Annotated in this window: 12 protein-coding genes; 10 read left to right on the forward strand and 2 right to left on the reverse strand. The window is 43.9% G+C overall.

Annotation, left to right across the window (positions count from 1 at the left end; genetic code table 11):
- Positions 1-483 precede the first annotated feature (483 nt).
- From HMPREF2794_RS07225 to HMPREF2794_RS07245, 5 genes are all read left to right on the forward strand, one after another.
- Positions 484-1,893, forward strand: a complete 1,410-nt coding sequence (locus HMPREF2794_RS07225; protein ID WP_010536080.1) for an IPT/TIG domain-containing protein — start codon at positions 484-486, stop codon at positions 1,891-1,893.
- Between the two features lie 23 nt (positions 1,894-1,916).
- Positions 1,917-5,000, forward strand: a complete 3,084-nt coding sequence (locus HMPREF2794_RS07230) for a SusC/RagA family TonB-linked outer membrane protein (RefSeq protein WP_022300934.1) — start codon at positions 1,917-1,919, stop codon at positions 4,998-5,000.
- Between the two features lie 22 nt (positions 5,001-5,022).
- Positions 5,023-7,062, forward strand: a complete 2,040-nt coding sequence (locus HMPREF2794_RS07235; RefSeq protein ID WP_029425191.1) for a RagB/SusD family nutrient uptake outer membrane protein — start codon at positions 5,023-5,025, stop codon at positions 7,060-7,062.
- A 28-nt stretch (positions 7,063-7,090) separates the two neighbouring features.
- The gene (locus HMPREF2794_RS07240; RefSeq protein ID WP_010536077.1) at positions 7,091-8,101 is read left to right on the forward strand and encodes a DUF4973 domain-containing protein; all 1,011 of its coding nucleotides are present in this window, start codon (positions 7,091-7,093) and stop codon (positions 8,099-8,101) included.
- A 155-nt stretch (positions 8,102-8,256) separates the two neighbouring features.
- The gene (locus HMPREF2794_RS07245; RefSeq protein WP_010536076.1) at positions 8,257-8,661 is read left to right on the forward strand and encodes a PaaI family thioesterase; all 405 of its coding nucleotides are present in this window, start codon (positions 8,257-8,259) and stop codon (positions 8,659-8,661) included.
- A gap of 36 nt (positions 8,662-8,697) precedes the next feature.
- Here the strand turns inward: HMPREF2794_RS07245 and HMPREF2794_RS07250 are convergent, their stop codons facing one another.
- Together HMPREF2794_RS07250 and HMPREF2794_RS07255 are read right to left on the reverse strand one after the other, a co-directional pair.
- Positions 8,698-9,576, reverse strand: a complete 879-nt coding sequence (locus HMPREF2794_RS07250) for a DUF3108 domain-containing protein (RefSeq protein WP_010536075.1) — start codon at positions 9,574-9,576, stop codon at positions 8,698-8,700.
- A complete protein-coding gene (locus HMPREF2794_RS07255; RefSeq protein ID WP_010536074.1) occupies positions 9,518-11,437 on the reverse strand; it encodes an Ig-like domain-containing protein in 1,920 nt (639 codons plus the stop codon). The genes HMPREF2794_RS07250 and HMPREF2794_RS07255 overlap by 59 nt, the downstream gene beginning before the upstream one ends.
- Positions 11,438-11,587: 150 nt before the next feature.
- Here HMPREF2794_RS07255 and HMPREF2794_RS07260 point away from each other — a divergent pair, with 150 nt between their 5' ends.
- The 5 genes from HMPREF2794_RS07260 to lpxA all read left to right on the forward strand — a co-directional run bounded on the left by HMPREF2794_RS07260 (position 11,588) and on the right by lpxA (position 21,474).
- A complete protein-coding gene (locus tag HMPREF2794_RS07260) occupies positions 11,588-14,698 on the forward strand; it encodes a beta-galactosidase, LacZ type (RefSeq protein WP_070751251.1) in 3,111 nt (1,036 codons plus the stop codon).
- Between the two features lie 179 nt (positions 14,699-14,877).
- On the forward strand, positions 14,878-16,053 hold the full coding sequence (locus HMPREF2794_RS07265) for an efflux RND transporter periplasmic adaptor subunit (RefSeq protein WP_022300936.1): 1,176 nt from the start codon (positions 14,878-14,880) through the stop codon (positions 16,051-16,053).
- 16 nt (positions 16,054-16,069) lie between these two features.
- Positions 16,070-19,288, forward strand: a complete 3,219-nt coding sequence (locus tag HMPREF2794_RS07270; RefSeq protein ID WP_070751252.1) for an efflux RND transporter permease subunit — start codon at positions 16,070-16,072, stop codon at positions 19,286-19,288.
- 11 nt (positions 19,289-19,299) lie between these two features.
- Entirely contained in the window at positions 19,300-20,685 is a 1,386-nt protein-coding gene (locus tag HMPREF2794_RS07275) for a TolC family protein (protein WP_010536070.1), read from the forward strand.
- Between the two features lie 18 nt (positions 20,686-20,703).
- On the forward strand, positions 20,704-21,474 hold the full coding sequence (lpxA, locus tag HMPREF2794_RS07280; RefSeq protein WP_010536069.1) for an acyl-ACP--UDP-N-acetylglucosamine O-acyltransferase: 771 nt from the start codon (positions 20,704-20,706) through the stop codon (positions 21,472-21,474).
- Positions 21,475-21,538: the final 64 nt, after the last annotated feature.

The following is a 21,538-nucleotide window of genomic DNA, read 5'->3' on the forward strand; positions in this document are numbered from 1 at the left end:
TTTGGTTCCGTAATATCCGCGTGAAGGTTCTGGACTGATCGCAGTAATCCATGAGGCTAGCCAAAAAGATAGAATTTACATCCCCCTCTTCTACAGATCTATCTGTATCAAAAGTAAGACAAGTCTTGAATCTTTTTAGCTAGCCTTATAATTAGACCTTTCTGATATCTATAAACATGAAAATCCAAATTAATTTATATGCATTAGCTCCTCTTCCAATTGTTCCATTTGGGATTTCAGTATAGAATAAAGAAGACAGAAAAGACGCAGCTATCCAAATTTATTCTGTTAGAAATATATCCAATAAAATCACATGACGAAAATTATGAATGTGATGCTGCCTATATTTCTCTTCTGAAGAATTCAGCAAGCCGTCAAATACAATGATATATACTGCGCTTATAATATGAGATAAGCAAACGCTGTAAGCAATAAAATATTTATTGTTCAGCTACATTTTAACCATTTAATTAATTTATATTTATGAAAAAGCACCTAATAACAGTACTTGCCTGCTGTTTACTCCTCATCGGTTGCAAAGATGATAAGGTTGATCCCGATCAGTACGATCCATCTCAACCGGTAGTATTTACAGATTTTAATCCTAAAGAGGGAGGTATGCGAACCCGCCTGTACATTGAAGGCAGTAACTTTGGAAGTGACCCTACCAAAATTCATATCACGATCGGTGGAGAAAAAACGAAAACCATCGGAGCTGATGGAAAAAACATTTATTGCATGGTTCCTTCCAAGGCTTTTGATGGAATAATCAATGTTCGCATAGATGGACCGGATGGCAAACCGATTGCAGAACATACATTTGAAGAAGAATTCAAGTACACTCCTGCAACGGTTGTAGGCACCTTGCTACGTAAAGTAGATGAGGATAATAATTCCGCATTTCAAGAGGGTTCGTTCGATGAAGGAGCTTCTATTCCTTCCAATGATTGCATGGTGTTCGATCCCAAGTACAAAGACGGAGACAACCGGTTACTTTTTTCTTCAAACCATTCTGACGGTCTCCATCTAATAGACCTGACAGAGCGGACTGTAAAACGTCTCTTTCCAAGAACAGGATATAGCACAATGTATTCTTTCACATTCAGCGCTGACGGAGACACGTTGCTGTTTACCGATGACCACGGTCAGGACAACACTACCCGGGCAAATATCTATTATTCTCTCCGTCGTGAGAATTTTCGACGAATTCGTCCTTACAACTATGGCAGGACAGCATATAGCTTAGTGTATATGGATGACGGAACCATCTTTTACACCACCTGGTGGGAAGGAAAAGTCTACAAAATGATACGCAATGGAGCTATTCCCAATATCGACGAGAATGCGGAAGTTGCCTTTAGTCTGAGTCAGATATCAGCAGTGGGCGGTTCACACACGATATTATTCAAGCACCCGTCCAATAAATTTATGTACATGCTTTCCGACAATTTTGGCGCAGTGTTCAGAGCCGATTATGATCCGGTGGCAAAAACATTCGGTAATCCCAGCATCATTGCCGGAAACATGAACGATAAAAGTTTCAAAGAAGGAACAGGAGGTAGCGCCCGGTTTAACAAACCACAGTTCGGTGTATTTGTTAAAAACGAAAAATACGGAGAAGGAATCGGTCCTGACAAAGACCAATATGACTTCTATTTTTGTGACAGAGAAAATCACTGCATCTGGAAGCTGGACCCACATGGAGTAGCCTCTCTCGCAGCCGGACGAAGTAACGAAAATGCCGACGGCAAAATTTGGGGATATGTAGACGGTAATCCGTTACATGAAGCACGTTTCAATCAGCCTGCCGGCCTTGCCTACGATCCTGATACAGATATGTTCTATATCGGAGATATCGACAATAAAGGAATTCGTTATATGACAACGGAATAATACTATTTAAAACACAAATGAATATGAGAAATATAATCTTACTATTTTTCTTGATAGTAGGCTGGACAACTACAGTCTATGCCCAAAATGAACAAGAGACGATTGAAGTGACAGGAATCGTCACAGATCCAAAGAACGAACCTTTAGTAGGTGTAAACGTTACAGCGAAAAACATACCGGGCTTCGGCGCGATAACCGACATAAACGGACGTTATAAGATCAAGGTTCCCAATTATTCTTACTTGATCTTCTCTTATGTGGGATTTACAAAACAGGAAGTCTTTATCAAAGACAAAAAAATCATTAACGTCGTTATGGTAGAGACGAAAGAAACGGTCATCGACGAAGTTGTTGTCACAGGAACCGGCACTCAGAAGAAGGTAACTGTGACAGGTGCCGTTACCACAGTCGACGTTTCTCAGCTACGTACTCCGACAGCAAGTATAACGAACGCTCTTGCAGGTAATGTGGCCGGTATACTCGCTCGCCAAACTTCCGGACAGCCGGGTAGTAATATCTCCGAGTTTTGGATACGCGGTATCTCCACTTTCGGCGCCGGCGGCAGTGCATTGGTGCTAGTCGATGGTTTCGAGCGTGATATGAATGAGATCAATGTGGAAGATATCCAAGACTTCTCAGTGTTGAAGGATGCCTCTGCAACAGCAATTTACGGTTCACGCGGTGCAAATGGAGTTGTCTTGATCACGACCAAACGCGGAAAAGAAGGAAAGACCCGCGTTAATGCCAAAGTAGAAACCTCGTATAATACACGCACCAGAACTCCGGAATTTGTAGACGGTCCAACGTATGCCCGCATGATGAACGAAGCCTTAATTAGTCGTAGTCAAGCTCCAGCCTATAGCGAAAGTGACTTGAAACTGTTTGCAAACGGGCTGGATCAGGATCTTTTCCCGAATGTGGACTGGATGAACTTAATACTGAAAGACGGCGCCCCCACTTATCGTGCAACCGTAGACTTGACCGGAGGTGGTACGGTGGCCCGTTATTTTATTTCTGCCAGTTATGTAAATGAAGGTGGTATGTACGAGACAGATCGTGCTATGACGGACTATAACACCAATGCCAACTACCATCGCTGGAACTACCGCATGAATGTAGACATAGACCTGACAAAAACTACGCTACTAAAAGTAGGTGTATCGGGGTCTTTGGACAAACAGAACCTGCCGGGAAGCCAATATCATGAAATATGGCACTCACTGATGGGATACAGTCCCATCGCTTCACCAGTACAATATAGTGACGGAAAATGGGCAGCAGTCGGTAATGAGGGACGAAGAAATCCGTGGGTGCTGACTACCCAGCAAGGGTATCAGGAAACATGGAAGAATAAAATCCAGACTACAGTTAACCTTGAACAAGATCTGAAATTTATTACAAAGGGATTAAAATTCTATGGGCGCTTCGGCTTCGATACTTATACAGATAACGGTGACAACCGTTTCAAATGGCCGGAAAGTTGGTTAGCAGAACGGCAACGTACCTCCGACGGAGAGCTGCAATTCAGAAGAATAGAGACGCAGAAACTGATGGACGGAACGATGTATTCAAGTGGACAACGGAAGGAATATCTGGAGGCAGAGCTACACTATAACCGTACGTTTGGTGACCACATGCTAGGAGCCGTTTTAAAGTATTCTCAGGACAAGACTACCAATACATCTCACAACGGCAATACAGATAGCTACGAGAAGATTGTGCAGAGTATTCAAAATCGTCATCAGGGATTTGCAGGACGTTTCACCTATGGATGGAAATACCGCTACTTCTTTGACTTCAATTTCGGTTACAACGGTTCCGAGAACTTTGCCTCAGGTCAGCAGTTTGGATTTTTTCCCGCCTATTCTGTGGCATGGAACATCGCTGAAGAGTCAATCATCAAGAAACATCTCAAATGGTTGAACATGTTTAAGCTGCGCTACTCATACGGTAAGGTAGGTAACGACAATGTGGGAACCCGCTTCCCATACGTAGAGAAATTCGGAACATGGGATGAAGACGGTTACTATTACGGTGATATCGGCACCAGTAATTATTATTATACCGGACTGACCTATTCGAGAATTGCATCAAACAGCATCACTTGGGAGGTAGCCAAGAAACATGACCTCGGACTTGACTTCTCTATGTTCAATGATAAGTTCAGTGGCAGCATTGACTACTTCCACGAACAGCGCAACGGTATTTATATGTTGCGTAGTTATCTTCCTCAGATTATCGGTCTGAATCACATCACAACAAAACCTTATGCTAACGTAGGCTCTGTCTTGTCCGAAGGCTTTGACGGCAATATTGCTTATAAGCAGAAGGTAGGTGAGGTAGACCTTACGGTACGTGCCAACATGACCTATAGTAAAAATGAGATCAAGGAATATGACGAAGAGAATAGTCGCTACCCGTATAAGATGAAGTACGGATTCCGTGTAGACCAGGCGCGTGGTCTGATAGCTGAAGGATTATTTAAAGACTATGAAGAAATTCGTAACAGGCCATCACAGGGGTCAGGCATCATGCCAGGCGATATCAAATACAAAGACGTAAACGGTGACGGAGTCATTAACGGAGACGACGAAGTGCCCATCGGCGCAACGACTCGCCCTAACTTGATTTACGGATTCGGTGTATCTGCGCAATGGAAAGGATTTGACATCAACGTTCACTTCCAAGGAGCCGGAAAATCATCCTTCTTCATAGACGGATTCACCGTATATCCCTTCAAAGAGAAGTCCTGGGGAAACATTCTGACAGATGTAGTCGGAAACTACTGGTCGTTGGGGACCAACGAGGACCCGAATGCCAGATATCCACGTCTGAGTTATGGAGGCAATGATAACAATTATCGCGCTTCAACTTATTGGTTACGAAACGGTTCATACATCCGTTTGAAAAATGTGGAACTAGGTTACAGTATCCCGAAACGGTTTGTCAATAAACTCCATCTGGACCGTGTGCGTTTGTACCTGATGGGAACAAACCTACTGACTTTCTCCGACTTTAAACTTTGGGATCCGGAACTAGGTAGTTCTAACGGACAACAGTATCCCCTATCTAAAACTGTTACCATCGGACTGACGGTGGGAATCTAAAACAATTATGAAAAGAAAAATTATGAAAAGAAATAAATACATCTTATTGGGAGCGGTAGCGCTCGGGTTAGGACTCACTTCCTGTTCCGATTATCTAAATGTAGATCGCTATTTCAGAGATCAACAGTCTACAGAACGCATTTTCTCAGACAAAGACTATACACTCCAATGGCTATCATTCTGCTATAGCCGCTTGCAGGGAGATAATCTGGAAGTAGGACACAGTGACGTATGTCCTTTCAACTTCTCAGATGACCAAGTATTCAACGAGCGTGGAGACCGTTTTGCCAAATTCAAGCGTGGCGAATATTTAAATTCCACAGGCGGTCAGAATGCATGGAAATGGTCATATGACGGAATCTATCAAGCTTCCATCCTGCTGAATGAATTACATGAGAATCAGGATCTCACTCCGGAGGAAGTGACAGATGTACGAGGACAGGCCCGTTTTCTGCGTGCCTATTTCTACTGGATGCTTCTGAGAAAATTCGGTCCGATCCCCATCCTACCACCGGAAGGAGCCGATTATACAAAATCATATGATGAGTTGGCGTATCCACGCAACACCTATGACGAATGTGTGCAATTCATTACCTCTGAATTGGAAATTGCAGCTACCGAACTATTCGAAAAACGTGATAACTTGAACATTGCCCGCCCAACCAAAGGAGCCGCACTGGCTGTACGCGCCAAAGTTTTTCTCTATGCCGCTAGTCCGCTGGTTAACGGAAATACGGAAATGGCAGACTTCACCAACAAGGACGGCAAACAACTGATTCCGCAAGAATACAATGAAGAGAAGTGGGCAAAAGCCGCTGCTGCTGCCAGAGATATGATTGATTACTCGGAAGCAAGCGGACTTTACAAACTTTATACTTTTGAAAGACGTCCGGTTAGTACAGACGAAGCTTATCCAACTACGATTGAACCGCCCTATCATGAGGAATACAGCAACAAGCCCTTTCCAGAAGGATGGGCCAATATAGATCCTTTTGAGTCTTATCGTTCTATTTTTAATGGTGACATCTATGCTGCAGAGAATCAAGAACTTATTTTCACCCGAGGAACCAATGGAGACAGCAATGACTTAAAAACAGACAACACCATGGTAGATTTCGTTAAGCATCAACTACCCGGAACGTTTGGAGGATATAATGTACACGGAATAACTCTGAAACAAAGTGAAGCTTATGACATGGCAGATGGTAAACCTTTTAGCAAAGAATACTACACCTTGTGGAAAGGAAAGTTCACAAACGATGAAAACAAAGATGAACACAAGTACGACCACGTAAAAAATAATGTATGGTGGGGATATACCAACCGTGAACCTCGTTTCTATGCCTCCGTAGCTTTCAACGGAGCAATTTGGAATGCACTAAGCATCAAGGAAGAAGGAGGGAAAGATTCACGAAACAAACAAATCTGGTATTATCGGGGAGCGACCGACGGACGTATAAACGGTTCTGATAACTGGTGTATCACCGGTATCGGCATTATGAAATATGTAAACCCGAACGATTGTGCCAAATGGGGAGGCTCCATCTATCAGAAAGTGGAACCTACACTTCGTTACGCCGACATATTACTGATGTATGCAGAAGCACTAAATAATATTTCTGAAGGGGCACACTATCAAATAGCCTCATGGGACGGAAACCAGACTTACGACATCTCCCGTGACAAAGAACAGATGCGCCGCGGAGTAAAACCTGTCCGTATGCGTGCCGGAGTACCCGATTATAGTGATGAGATATATGAGAATCCGAAAAAGTTCTTTGAAAAAATAGTCCATGAACGGCAAATCGAATTCTTTGCAGAAACCCAGCGCTTCTATGACCTGCGCCGTTGGAAGATCGTCGAAGAGCATGAAAGTGAGCAAATCTACGGTTGCAACACACTAATGAACGAAGAATACAAAGACATGTATTATCTGCCGGTCAGAGTAGCCGAGCTACAGACGTCTTTCTCTCGTAAACAATATTTCTGGCCTATCAGCTTCGATGAACTGAAACGGAACAAGAATCTGTCACAAGCTCCCGGATGGCAGTACTATGATTAGTATTAACATTATAAACTAAAAAATCAATATGAGAAAATTATATATTTTAGGAATGATATTGGCAATGTGCGCAACATTCAGTGCGTGCAATGACGAATGGAAGGAGGAACTTTACACGCAGATGATTTCTTTCAAGGCTCCTTTGGGAGACAATAGTCTGAATGAAATTTATGTACGCTATCAGCCGGATGGAATGGGAATATACCAGTTGCCGGTCATTGTCAGTGGTTCGAAGAATAACGATCGAAATATAGACGTGAAAATAGCCGTAGATGAGGACACGCTCCGAATACTTAATCAGGAGAAATTCCCTGTAGGCCGTCAAGATCTTTGGTATGTCCCCCTTGCAAAACAACATTATTCTTTTGAATCAAATATTTGCCACATTCCTGCAGGAGAAAACATACAGCTCTATCCCATCCATTTCAACTTTAACGGGTTGGAACTGGATGAGAAATATGTACTTCCGTTGACAATTGAAGAAGACCCCTCTTATATACAAAATAAATATAAGGGACGTTATAAAGCGCTGCTGGGAGTCAATCTGTTCAATGACTATTCTGGTACTTATAATACCACACTGATGAATATTTACATCGAAGGAACAACATCAGATCCCGCTAAGGTAGATACACGTGTAGCCCGTGTAGTGGACGAAAATACCATTTTCTTCTATGCCGGTTCAACTTGGGTGGAAGACGAAAACCGCTCCAGATATAAAGTATTTGTGGAGTTTGGAGAAGCAACAGAGGACGAGGAAGGTACTGTTAAAGGAACGTTGAAACTATACGGCGACGCAAGTGAATCAGAAATCAATATTCAACCACTGGGAGAGTGTAAGTATGAAAAACGAATCATTCAACACGAAACCATCAAATATATGGAACGCCATCTTACTACGCTAGAGTTGAGTTACAAGTACACGGATGTCACTTCTAATCCAGATTATCCGATGACTTATGAAGTAAAAGGCTCCATGACAATGGAACGACAAATCAATCCATTGATTCCAGATGAGGATCAAGCAATTGAATGGTAAAAAGGTAAAGATCTGGTAACCGCATATGGAAATAAATTTATTACATTTGCAGGAGAATCTTTAATGATGGGGTATGAGTTTTGAATTATAGTTTAATCCAAAGCTCATAGCCCCATTATTAGAAGTTTCAAATTAGTAATTCAAAATTAACCATTATGACCCCACAAGAGTTTTTTAAAAATGATTTATTCGCCGAAAATGCAGGTGTAATATTGCTTGAAGTACGCGAAGGATATAGCAAAGCCAAGCTGGAAATAAAACCCGAACATCTTAATGCCGGCGCACGAACTCAAGGAGGAGCTATCTTTACATTGGCAGATCTTGCACTTGCAGCAGCCGCCAATTCTCATGGTACGCTGTCCTTTTCCCTCTCATCCACAATCACTTTTCTACGTGCAAGCGGTCCGGGCGATACCCTTTATGCCGAAGCGCGCGAACGCTATATCGGTCGAAGTACCGGTTGCTATCAGGTAGATGTAACCAACCAAAACGGGGACTTGATTGCTACATTCGAATCAAGTGTTTTCAGAAAAGACCAGAAAGTTCCTTTTACGCTGTAATGACAGGAAACGAAGTGCGCCAGATTCGCTGACGCACTATTTAACGATAGAAGTCAACGGATGACGATTACCTCTGACATCATTTAAGAAAGCTTTGGCAGAACCAAAATTCAAAAACATATCCAAACGGACAGGAAGATGATTCTTATCATCTGTCACAAAGAAGGTAATCACCTCCTTTTCTTTCCCTTTCTTATCATACTCAACCAATGAAAAGATCAGGCAGCGATAGGTTACTCCATTTTCAGCTTTCACATTCTCTTTTCCCCGATAAATCAGCGTCTGTTCTTCTACTTTACGTCCGGTAGCCATCGGGAATTTGATTTTATCGCCTACCTTATAATCAGCAGGATCATAAGAACGCGCCTGAGCAAGAATAGTCAGCATATCATAGATACAGCGGCTATCACTTTCTTCTGATTCCTGAACTTCTCCGTCACGGAACGTACGTTTTTGCTTAGCAAAACAAAGACCGTCTTTATAAGAGAACCAAGCCTCATCTACCGTATAGCGTTTTCCTTCTTCGGCACCTTTACGAAAGTAACGAGGCTCCAGCTTTTCTCCCATGACGCAAGTTAATGTATCACGCATCTTGAAAAAGAAATCGGCACGCTTACTGCCTAAAGCAAGCAGATTGACACGGTATGCAGGTTCTGAGTGATAAGTAGTCGCATTGGTTGTCAGACTGGCTATACCCGCTTTCACCCAAACGAATTTCCAGTTGAAGTACAAGTCGTACATCACATGCTCTCCAGATTGGAAAGCATCGTTCTTTGCTTCACACTGTGCATTGGCAGGAAGTGCAAAACACCCTATAAACAATGCTACTAAGCCTATAACTAGATTACGGCGCAAACTAGCGGCGCCTGCGGTTTTGGTTATCTTGTTCCCTATCTTTCTTTCTTTTGTCTTCATCTGGTTTTTGTTTTTTAAGTTCATCCGGCTTCTGCTTGTCTACAGGAGTTGCATGGATATCCCAATTTTGGGTTGTATCCCATAAAGCTTTATACTCCAATATATTCGGGTAATAGTAGACAGCTTCCGGCTGCTGTCCTTTTGCATAATCACCTGTATCCCACTCTCCGTTTCCATTAGTGTCATTAATTAGTCTGGCACCATATTTTCCAGGATTCAGGAAATAAAAATCAGCCATTCCTTTGTCAATCCTCCGTTTACGTACCACTTTATCCTGAGCATCCAACAACTCTACAAATGCCATCGGGTCCGCTCCCGTAACATTGAAATGAAGAGTAAAATATTCATCCTCACTACGCACCTTAAACGATTGTTTTATCTTATCGGTAAACAAACCATAAATGCCATGAAAAGCTGTCGAGTCCACCGAGAACTCATATTCCATTGTAGCTTCCCAATCATTTCCAGGATACAGATTAAACCGCCGCAAATTCAATGAGTCTTGTTCGAATTCGAAAGGGACATCCTTCCAAATCGTATCCACCTTTTGCCGCAAATGAATGGCCGCAGTATCAAAACTAGCAATCGGTTCCTCAAAGTTCAAAGAGATATAACCATACACATCCATAGATGAAGGTGCATTCACATTCACCGGTAAGAATTTGGTAGGTATCGGCTCATCTTCTTCATCTTTCTTTTTCTTCTTTTTCTTCTTCTCGGGCTCTTCTTTAGTCAAAGTCTTTTGTTTGGATACCAACTTCAACGTATCTGTACGAGGAATTAATTGATTCAACGTATCTGTATAAAGATAGGTAAGGCTAAGAGCAAGGGTATCCTGTTTATAAAGCAAAGAGTCCTTCACCCAGTAATGAATCGTATCGTTCCGTTGGTTCTTTTCTATGATAAAAGCGTCCTTATCTTCGAAGTTCAAGCCTTTCAGCACAGGCAAAGTATCTGCTTTACCTGCAAAATAGAGTGTGAATTTCTGAGGAACCAACCGCTCGGACTTAATCAGGTACTGCGAATAGTTTAACTCTTTAAAAGCGCGGAGAATCACATCATCCGGCAGATAATGCATGTATTTCTTCTCAACAATCGTATCATAAGTCAAAGAATCCACCCAAGCTGTATCCATACGAAGTCTTTCCTCCATACGCGGAATGATCAATGAATCATTAAAAGCAATGACTTCACTCTTTTGAGTAAAAGCAAAGTTTTGGTCAGAATCCATCAGTCCAAAGATACGATACTTGCCGGGAGCTACCCCACGGATAGAAAAGCGTCCACGACTGTCAGTACGAGCCACACGGTCGAAAGGGAGTTTGGTAAAAGCTGTATCATTCAGGTTAGCATGCAATCCGACCAGTATTCCTTTAATAGGCTCCAGATTGGAAGCGTCAAGTACCGTTCCTGATACTTCCATAGTATCAATCTGTGCACCGGTAGAAAAAGTAAATGCAAAATTTCCTAAAGGATTACCTTCATTATTGTCAACGATAGCATCCGAGAAATCTATAGTATAGGTGGTATTAGGCTTCAGCGAATCAAGCAGATTCACCTGTATTCTCTTTCCTGAAGCCTTGATTTCCGGTTGTTGTATCTGAGGAGGAGAAACAACCACCTTCTCGGTCGCTTTCTCTAGCTTAATAAACTCATCAAACTGGAGAGAAACTTTCGTTCTCTTATTATTAATAGCACCTGCAACAGGAGTACTGCCGACGAAACGCGGAGGATCATAATCCTTAGGTCCGCCTTCCGGTCGCCCAATACTGGCACAGGAGTACAGTATAGCCGCCAGTACTACCACCGGAAAAGCTTTACGCACGATATGTTTTATCTTTTGATTCTCAAATTGTAACATGCTGCAAAAATAAACGTTCTTCACCAATAAACACTACACTTTCTAGCTAATTTATTAAAAAGTAGCCTTAAATGAATGATTATTGGTCCTTATCTTGTTAATAAATCCCTATCTTTGACTCCCGAAATTCAAACCTAATACAAAAAACCCATGAAGAAACAACTACTTTCCTGCTGTTTGGTTGCACTAGGACTAACAACAGCCATCCAAGCACAGAACTTTAATGAGTGGAAAGACCCGGAAGTGAATTCCGTAAACCGCTCCGCAATGCACACTAATTATTTTGCCTATGCATCGGCTGATGAAGCTAAAGTGGGCAGCAAAGAGGACTCAAAGAATTTTATGACTCTGAACGGTCTCTGGAAATTTAACTGGGTAAGAAATGCAGACGCGCGCCCGACTGACTTCTATCAGACTAGTTTTAACGACAAAGGATGGGACAACATTAAAGTGCCCGCTGTATGGGAACTGAATGGTTATGGTGATCCGATCTATGTAAATGTCGGTTATGCCTGGAGAAACCAATTCCAGCACAACCCTCCCCTCGTACCCACAGAAAACAACCACGTAGGTTCTTACCGGAAAGAAATCATTCTTCCTGCCGACTGGAAAGGGAAAGATATTTTTGCCCACTTCGGCTCCATAACTTCCAATATGTACCTCTGGGTAAATGGCCGTTATGTAGGTTATAGCGAAGACAGCAAGCTGGAAGCCGAATTTAATCTGACCAATTACCTGAAACCCGGGAAAAACCTGATTGCCTTCCAAGTATTCCGCTGGTGCGACGGCAGTTATCTGGAAGATCAGGACTTCTTCCGCTATTCCGGTGTGGGACGTGATTGCTACCTGTATGCACGTGACAAAAAGCATATTCAAGATATCCGTGTTACTCCCGACCTGGACAACCAGTATAAGGACGGTACACTAAACATAGCCATCGACCTGAAAGGCAGTGGCACAGTAGCTCTCGATCTTACAGATGCACAAGGAAAGAGCGTAGCAACAGCCGACCTGAAAGGTTCCGGCAAACTAAATACAACTTTCAACATAGCCAACCCCGCAAAATGGACTGCTGAAACACCCAACCTCTACACATTGACCGCCACTCTGAAAAACGGGAACAACATTACAGAAGTGATTCCCATCAAGGTAGGTTTCCGTAAAATCGAACTGAAAGGCGGACAAATACTCGTCAACGGACAGCCTGTACTCTTCAAAGGAGCCGATCGTCATGAAATGGACCCGGACGGTGGCTATGTCGTTTCCCTCGAACGTATGATACAAGACATCAAGGTGATGAAACAGCTTAATATCAACGCGGTACGTACCTGCCACTACCCGGATGACAACCGCTGGTATGATCTTTGCGACGAATACGGTTTGTATGTAGTAGCCGAAGCCAATGTTGAATCTCACGGAATGGGATATGGTGACAAAACACTAGCTAAAAACCCGATTTATGCAAAAGCACACATGGAACGCAACCAGCGTAATGTGCAACGCAGCTATAACCACCCGTCTATCATTTTCTGGTCATTAGGAAATGAGGCAGGTATGGGACCGAACTTCGAACATTGCTACACTTGGATCAAGAACGAAGACAAGACACGTGCCGTACAGTACGAGCAGGCAAGAACGAGTGAATTCACCGACATTTTCTGCCCGATGTACTATGATTATAACCAATGTATCAAATATTGTGAAGGCAATATCGACAAACCGCTTATCCAATGCGAATACGCGCATGCGATGGGTAACTCCATGGGTGGATTCAAAGAATACTGGGACATCATCCGTAAGTATCCGAAATATCAAGGTGGATTTATCTGGGACTTTGTTGACCAGTCTTGCCATTGGAAAAATAAAGACGGTATAGCCATCTATGGTTATGGAGGCGACTTCAACAAATACGACGCTTCGGACAATAACTTCAACGACAACGGCTTAATCAGCCCCGACCGGGTACCCAATCCGCATGCTTATGAAGTAGGATATTTCTACCAGAACATCTGGACCACACCAGCCGACCTTTCCAAAGGTGAAATCAATATCTATAATGAGAACTTCTTCCGCGATCTGTCTACATACTATCTGGAATGGCAGTTGCTGGCTAATGGAGAAGTTGTTCAAAACGGTATCGTATCAGACTTGAACGTAGCTCCGCAACAGACAGTAAAGCTACAGTTGCCATTTGACACCAAGAATATTTGTCCTTGCAAGGAACTGTTGCTGAACGTCAGCTACAAACTAAAAGCAGCTGAGACACTGCTCCCGGCAGGAGAGACGATCGCTTATGACCAAATGAGCATCCGCGATTACAAAGCACCGGAACTCAAACTGGAAAACAAGCAGTCCTCTAATATCGCAGTAGTAGTACCTACCTTCCAGACCAATGATTATAATTACCTGATCGTTTCCGGCGAAGACTTTACGCTCGAATTCAACAAACACAACGGTTATCTCTGCCGCTATGATGTCAATGGTATACAACTAATGGAAGATGGAACCGCCCTGACTCCTAACTTCTGGCGCGCTCCGACCGACAATGACTTTGGTGCAGGATTACAACACAGATATGGCGCCTGGAAACATCCGGAATTGAAACTGACCTCACTGAAGCATGATATTGAAAATGAACAAGCAGTTATCCGTGCAGAATATGATATGAAGTCTATAGGAGGAAAGTTATTCCTGACATACATCATTAATAATAAGGGAGCTGTAAAAGTTACTCAGAAAATGGAAGCAGACAAAAGCAAGAAAATCTCTGAAATGTTCCGTTTCGGAATGCAACTTCGCATGCCTGTCACATTCAATGAAGTAGAATATTATGGACGCGGACCGGGCGAAAACTATGCAGACCGTAACCATGGTGCAATGATCGGCAAATATCGCCAAACTGTAGAAGAGCAATTCTATCCATACATCCGCCCGCAGGAAACCGGAACGAAAACAGACGTCCGTTGGTGGAACCTGCTCAATATCAGTGGTAATGGATTGCAGTTTGTAGCTGATGCACCGTTCTCCGCTTCTGCACTGAACTATACAATCGAATCACTGGATGACGGTGCCGGCAAAGACCAACGCCATTCACCGGAAGTAGAAAAAGCCAACTTCACAAACTTCTGTATTGATAAAGCACAAACGGGGCTTGCCTGTGTCAACAGTTGGGGGGCTATTCCTTTAGAAAAATACCGTCTTCCCTATCAAGATTACGAGTTTAGTTTTATTATGAATCCTATATATCATAAACTAAAGTAAAAAACATAGTTAAAAAACACGGTATCAGAATACAAGAATACCGAATTTAAAGTACTTTTGCAGCCGGAAACTTATTTCATAGAATAAGTTTCCGGCTTTTCTTCCTTGGATCATCTATCCATACAATGAATACACACTGCGACGAACGCACAATTTTAAAAAACAGATAAATATAAAGTATGAAAAGTAGAATTGTTTTATTTGCATTTTGCTTAGCCCTCTTGTCTAGTTGTGGCAATAAGGGCAATGACACGGGAAAAGTCCCAGAATATGCAGTACAGGAATTACAGAAGACAACTGCAGACCTAATGAAAGCTTATCCGGCTACCATCAAAGGTAGACAAGACGTAGAAATTCGCCCGCAGGTATCGGGCTTCATCACAAAGCTATGCGTAGATGAAGGAGCAACCGTTCGCAAAGGACAGCTCTTATTCATCGTAGATCCTACTCAGTACGAAGCAGCAGTACGTACAGCAAAAGCAGCGGTTGCAACAGCAGAAGCAGCTGTGAATACTCAGCAGATGACTGTTGACAATAAGATTGAGCTGAACAAAAAACAGATCATCAGCGACTATGACTTGTCAATGGCAAAGAATTCACTGGCACAGGCTCAGGCGCAACTTGCCCAGGCTAAAGCACAGCTGACTACAGCACAGCAGAATTACTCCTTTACACAAGTAAAGAGTCCTTCGGACGGTGTGATCAACGATATTCCTTATCGTCTGGGAGCACTCGTAAGCCCTTCTATGGCTACGCCAATGACTACGGTATCTGAAATAGACGAGGTATATGTATATTTCTCTATGACAGAAAAAGAACTGTTGGCTATGACCAAAACCGGAGGGACCATCAAAGAAGAGATCAGCAAGATACCAGCCATCAAACTACAATTGATCGACGGTACAACATACGATGTAGAAGGAAAAGTAGACGCTATCACAGGAGTGATCGACCAGTCAACCGGTTCTGTAAGCATGCGTGCTATCTTCCCGAACAAAGAACACATCCTGCGTAGTGGTGGTACAGCCAATGTCCTGATCCCTTATACCATGGACAACATGATCAGCATACCACAAGCTGCAACTCAGGAAATTCAAGACAAAAAGTTCGTCTACGTTCTACAGCCGGACAACACCGTGAAATATACAGAAATCAGCATTTTCAATCTGGATAACGGAAAAGAATATCTTGTTACTTCCGGATTGAATGCAGGAGACAAAATCGTGGTCGAAGGTGTGCAGACTCTCAAAGACGGTCAGAAGATACAACCGATCACACCAGCCCAGAAAGAAGCGAACTATCAACAGCATTTGAAAGACCAGCACGACGGAAATCTGGCTACAGCTTTCAACTAATAACTTAGGTAATCGTATGAAATTAGATAACTTTATTAACCGTCCGGTACTATCAACGGTTATTTCCATCCTGATAGTCATCCTTGGTGCTATCGGATTGGCAACACTGCCTATCACCCAGTACCCGGACATTGCGCCTCCTACCGTATCGGTAAGAGCCACATATACGGGTGCCAGTGCATCAACCGTATTGAACTCCGTGATTGCCCCACTGGAAGAGCAAATCAATGGTGTAGAGAACATGATGTATATGACTTCAACTGCATCCAATACAGGTTCCGGTGATATCTCCATCTACTTCAAGCAGGGAACTGACCCGGACATGGCTGCCGTCAACGTACAGAACCGTGTTTCCATGGCACAGGGATTGCTGCCTGCCGAAGTAACCAAAGTCGGTGTAACGACTCAGAAGCGCCAGACTTCCATGCTGGTCGTATTCTCTCTTTACGACGAAACCGACACCTATACAGACGCATTCATCGAAAACTATGCAAAGATCAACTTGATTCCTCAGGTTCAACGTGTACAGGGTGTGGGTGATGCCAATGTGATGGGCCAGGACTATTCTATGCGTATCTGGCTGAAGCCAGACGTTATGGCACAGTACAAACTGATACCGAGCGACGTATCGACAGCCTTGGCTGAACAGAACATAGAAGCTGCTCCGGGACAGTTCGGTGAACGCAGCAACCAGACCTTCCAATATACAATCCGCTACAAAGGACGTTTGCAGCAACCGGAAGAATTTGAGAATATCGTCATCAAGTCTTTGCCGAACGGCGAAGTGCTTCGTCTGAATGATATTGCAGAAATTCAATTAGACCGTTTGGGATACAACTTTACCAACCGGGTAAACGGACACAAGGCAGTAACTTGTATCGTTTATCAGATGGCAGGAACGAATGCGACACAGACCATCAGTGATATCGAAAAGTTGCTGAATGAAGCTTCAACGTCATTGCCAGCCGGATTGAAGCTTAACATTTCAATGAATGCCAATGACTTCTTGTTCGCTTCTATCCACGAAGTATTGAAGACATTGATTGAAGCATTTATCCTGGTATTTATCGTAGTATATATCTTCTTGCAGGATTTACGTTCTACATTGATTCCGACTATCGCTATTCCGGTAGCTTTGATCGGTACCTTCTTTGTATTGTCTCTGATCGGATTCAGTTTGAACTTGCTGACACTATGTGCCCTTGTGCTTGCCATTGCGATTGTGGTTGATGACGCGATTGTGGTCGTCGAGGGTGTGCATGCCAAGCTAGACCAGGGATACACATCTGCCCGCCTGGCATCTATCGATGCAATGCACGAGTTGGGTGGAGCTATCGTATCCATCACGCTGGTGATGATGGCTGTGTTCGTTCCTGTTAGCTTCATGGGTGGTACAGCCGGTACTTTCTACCGTCAGTTTGGTTTGACAATGGCTATCGCGATCGGTTTGTCCGCACTAAACGCTCTTACGTTAAGTCCGGCACTGTGCGCCATCTTCCTGAAGCCGCATAATACCGATCACGGAAACAAGAAACAGACTTTGGTGGACCGCTTCCACACCTCTTTCAATACAGCTTATGATTCTATCCTGAAGAAGTATAAGAAACGTGTATTGTTCTTCATTCAGAAAAAATGGCTGTCAATGGGATTAGTGGTCATTTCTATCGTGTTGCTTATATTCTTCATGAATACCACTCCGACAGGTATGGTGCCTAATGAAGATACCGGTACACTGATGGGAGCAGTAACATTACCTCCGGGAACATCACAAGACCGTTCGGAACAGATTCTGGCTCGTGTAGACAGTTTGATCGCTGCCGATCCCGCCGTTTCCTCACGTACAATGATCTCCGGATTTAGCTTCATCGGTGGTCAGGGACCTTCTTACGGTTCATTCATCATCAAGCTGAAAGACTGGGACGAACGTTCTGCCGTACAGAATTCCGATATCGTTGTCGCATCCTTATATATGCGTGCACAGAAAATCATCAAAGAAGCACAAGTGCTGTTCTTCGCTCCTCCTATGATTCCGGGTTATTCGGCATCTACGGATATCGAGGTGAACATGCAGGATAAAACCGGTGGTGAGTTGAACAAGTTCTTTGATGTAGTCAACGACTATACACAAGCACTGGAAGCACGTCCGGAAATCAACTCGGCAAAAACATCTTTCAACCCGAACTTCCCGCAATACATGATTGATATTGACGCGGCAGCATGTAAGAAAGCAGGTATCAGTCCGAGTGATATCCTAAGCACCATGCAGGGATACTACGGAGGTCTGTATGCATCCAACTTCAACCGTTTCGGTAAGATGTACCGTGTAATGATCCAGTCAGACCCGTTATCACGTAAGAACCTGGAATCATTGAAGAATGTCAAGGTTCGTAATAACCAGGGTGAGATGGCTCCAATCGCTCAGTTTATCTCTGTAGAGAAAGTATACGGACCTGATATCATCAGCCGTTTCAACTTGTATACTTCCATGAAGGTGATGGTTGCTCCGGCTTCCGGATATACTTCCGGTCAGGCACTGGCTGCTCTGGCAGAAGTAGCACAGGAAAATCTTCCTGCAGGTTATACTTATGAGCTGGGAGGTATGGCGCGTGAAGAAGCACAGAGCAGCGGCAGTACCACAGGTTTGATTTTTATCCTTTGCTTCGTGTTCGTCTATCTGCTGCTGAGTGCACAGTACGAAAGTTACATCCTTCCGCTTGCCGTATTGCTGTCTATTCCGTTCGGTTTGTTGGGCAGCTTCCTGTTCGTCAACGGAATGAGTGCTATCGGTAGTATATCATCGTTGAAGATGATACTCGGTACCATGTCCAACAACATCTATATGCAGATCGCTTTGATCATGTTGATGGGTCTGTTGGCAAAGAATGCGATCTTGATTGTAGAGTTTGCCCTCGACCGTCGTAAGATGGGTATGAGCATTACCTGGGCAGCCGTATTAGGTGCCGGCGCCCGTCTCCGCCCGATCTTGATGACCTCCCTTGCCATGGTAGTCGGTCTGCTTCCGTTGATGTTTGCCTTCGGTGTAGGTGCCCACGGTAACCGTACACTGGGTACAGCTTCTATCGGTGGTATGTTGATCGGTATGATCTGCCAGATTTTTATCGTTCCTGCCCTGTTCGTAATCTTCCAGTACTTGCAGGAGAAGGTTAAACCAATGGAATGGGAAGACATCGACAATGCAGATGCCGTAACTGAGATTGAACAATACGCTAAATAATGAAATTCGATATGAAGAAACAGATTCTATATATGTTGTGTGCAACTGCTCTCCTGAGCAGCTGCCACATCTATAAGTCGTATGACAGACCCGAAGACATTACCACTTCCGGACTGTATCGTGATCCGGCATCGGAGAACGACACACTGGTTTCGGATACCACTAACTTCGGTAATCTGCCGTGGAGAGAAGTCTTCACCGACCCACAGCTCCAGTCTCTCATCGAGCAGGGACTGAAACAAAACACAGATCTCCTTTCAGCTGCCCAGAACGTCAAAGCAGCAGAAGCTTCTCTGATGTCAGCCCGACTGGCTTACGCGCCGTCCATAGGTTTGTCTCCACAGGGAACAATCAGTAGTTTCGACAAGAATGCAGCAACCAAAACATACTCACTGCCAGTTACTGCCAGTTGGCAGGTTGACCTGTTCGGACAACTGCTGAACTCCAAGCGGAACGCACAAGTGACGCTGAAACAAACAAAGGCTTACCGTCAGGCTGTGCAGACACAGGTGATCTCCAACATCGCCAATATGTATTATACCCTGCTGATGCTCGACCGCCAGCTGGAAATCACCCAGGCAACGGCTGAAGTACTGAAACGTAATACTGAAACTGTACAGGCTCTTTCGGAGAGGTCGACATACACGTCTGCTGCCTTAGCACAAAGCAAAGCTGCCTATGCACAGGTGGTAGCTTCTATTCCCGACATCGAGCAAAGCATCCGCGAAACGGAAAACGCCTTGTCTACTTTCCTGGGAGAAGCTCCGCATGCCATCAAACGTGGAGTACTGGAAGCGCAAGTACTTCCTACGGAACTTTCCGCAGGTATTCCCTTGCAATTGTTATCCAACCGTCCGGACGTAAAAGCAGCCGAAATGTCTCTGGCAAGCTGCTATTATAATACGAACTCCGCCCGTGCCGCTTTCTATCCGCAGATCACCCTCAGCGGTTCCGCCGGATGGACGAACAGTGCAGGTTCCGCCATCATCAATCCGGGTAAGTTACTGGCATCCGCTGTTGGTTCACTGACTCAGCCTTTATTCTACCGTGGTACGAATATCGCCCGTCTGAAAGCAGCGAAAGCACAGGAAGAACAAGCGAAGTTAACTTTCCAGCAAACGCTATTTAATGCCGGAAGTGAAGTCAGCAATGCACTAAGTTTATACCAAAATACCAGTAAAAAGGCCGAATCTCGCCAAATGCAGGTAGAATCTGCCAAAAAAGCTTCGGAAGATACAAAAGAATTGTTTAACTTAGGGACGTCAACCTATCTGGAGGTTTTGTCAGCACAGCAATCTTACCTGAGCGCACAGATTTCTCAGGTTTCCGATTGTTTCGACAAGATGCAGGCTGTAGTCAGCCTTTACCAGGCATTAGGTGGTGGAAGAGAAGATTAACTTTAAACATATACTATTATGATTAGTCCGTTAGCTTACGTAGACCCCGAGGCGAAATTAGGCAAGAATGTAACTGTCCTGCCTTTTGCTTATATCGAGAAAGATGTGGAAATCGGGGATGACTGCACTATCATGTCATACGCCAGTATCCTGAAAGGTACTAAAATGGGAAAAGGAAACAAGATACATCAGAATGCTGTCCTGGGAGCAGAGCCGCAAGACTTTCACTATACAGGAGAAGAAAGCAGCCTGATTATCGGAGATAATAACGATATCCGCGAAAATGTAGTAATCAGCCGCGCCACATTTGCAGGCAATGCAACCAGAATCGGAAACGGCAACTACCTGATGGATAAAGTACACCTTTGCCATGACGTGCAGATCAGCAACAACTGTGTAGTGGGAATCGGTACAACGATTGCAGGTGAATGTGTACTAGACGACTGTGTGATCCTGAGTGGTAACGTTACCTTGCATCAGTACTGCCACATCGGTAGCTGGACACTGGTACAGAGCGGATGCCGCATCTCGAAAGACGTTCCTCCTTATGTAATCATGTCCGGCAATCCTGTTGCCTATCATGGGGTGAATGCTGTGGTACTTTCACAGCACCACAATACATCGGAAAGAATCCTCCGTCATATTGCCAATGCCTACCGCCTGATTTATCAAGGTAACTTCAGCGTTCAGGATGCTGTGCAGAAGATCGTAGACCAGGTTCCGATGAGTGAAGAGATTGAAAACATCGTTAACTTCGTGAGAGGCTCTGAACGAGGAATCGTGAAATAGACGAAGAAACTTTCGCAGATTATATTATAAGGAAGGGGCTGTGTCAAAACTAAGGCACAGCCCC

Origin of the sequence: Bacteroides sp. HMSC067B03 (genome assembly GCF_001811315.1) — a bacterium.
GTDB lineage: Bacteria > Bacteroidota > Bacteroidia > Bacteroidales > Bacteroidaceae > Bacteroides > Bacteroides faecis.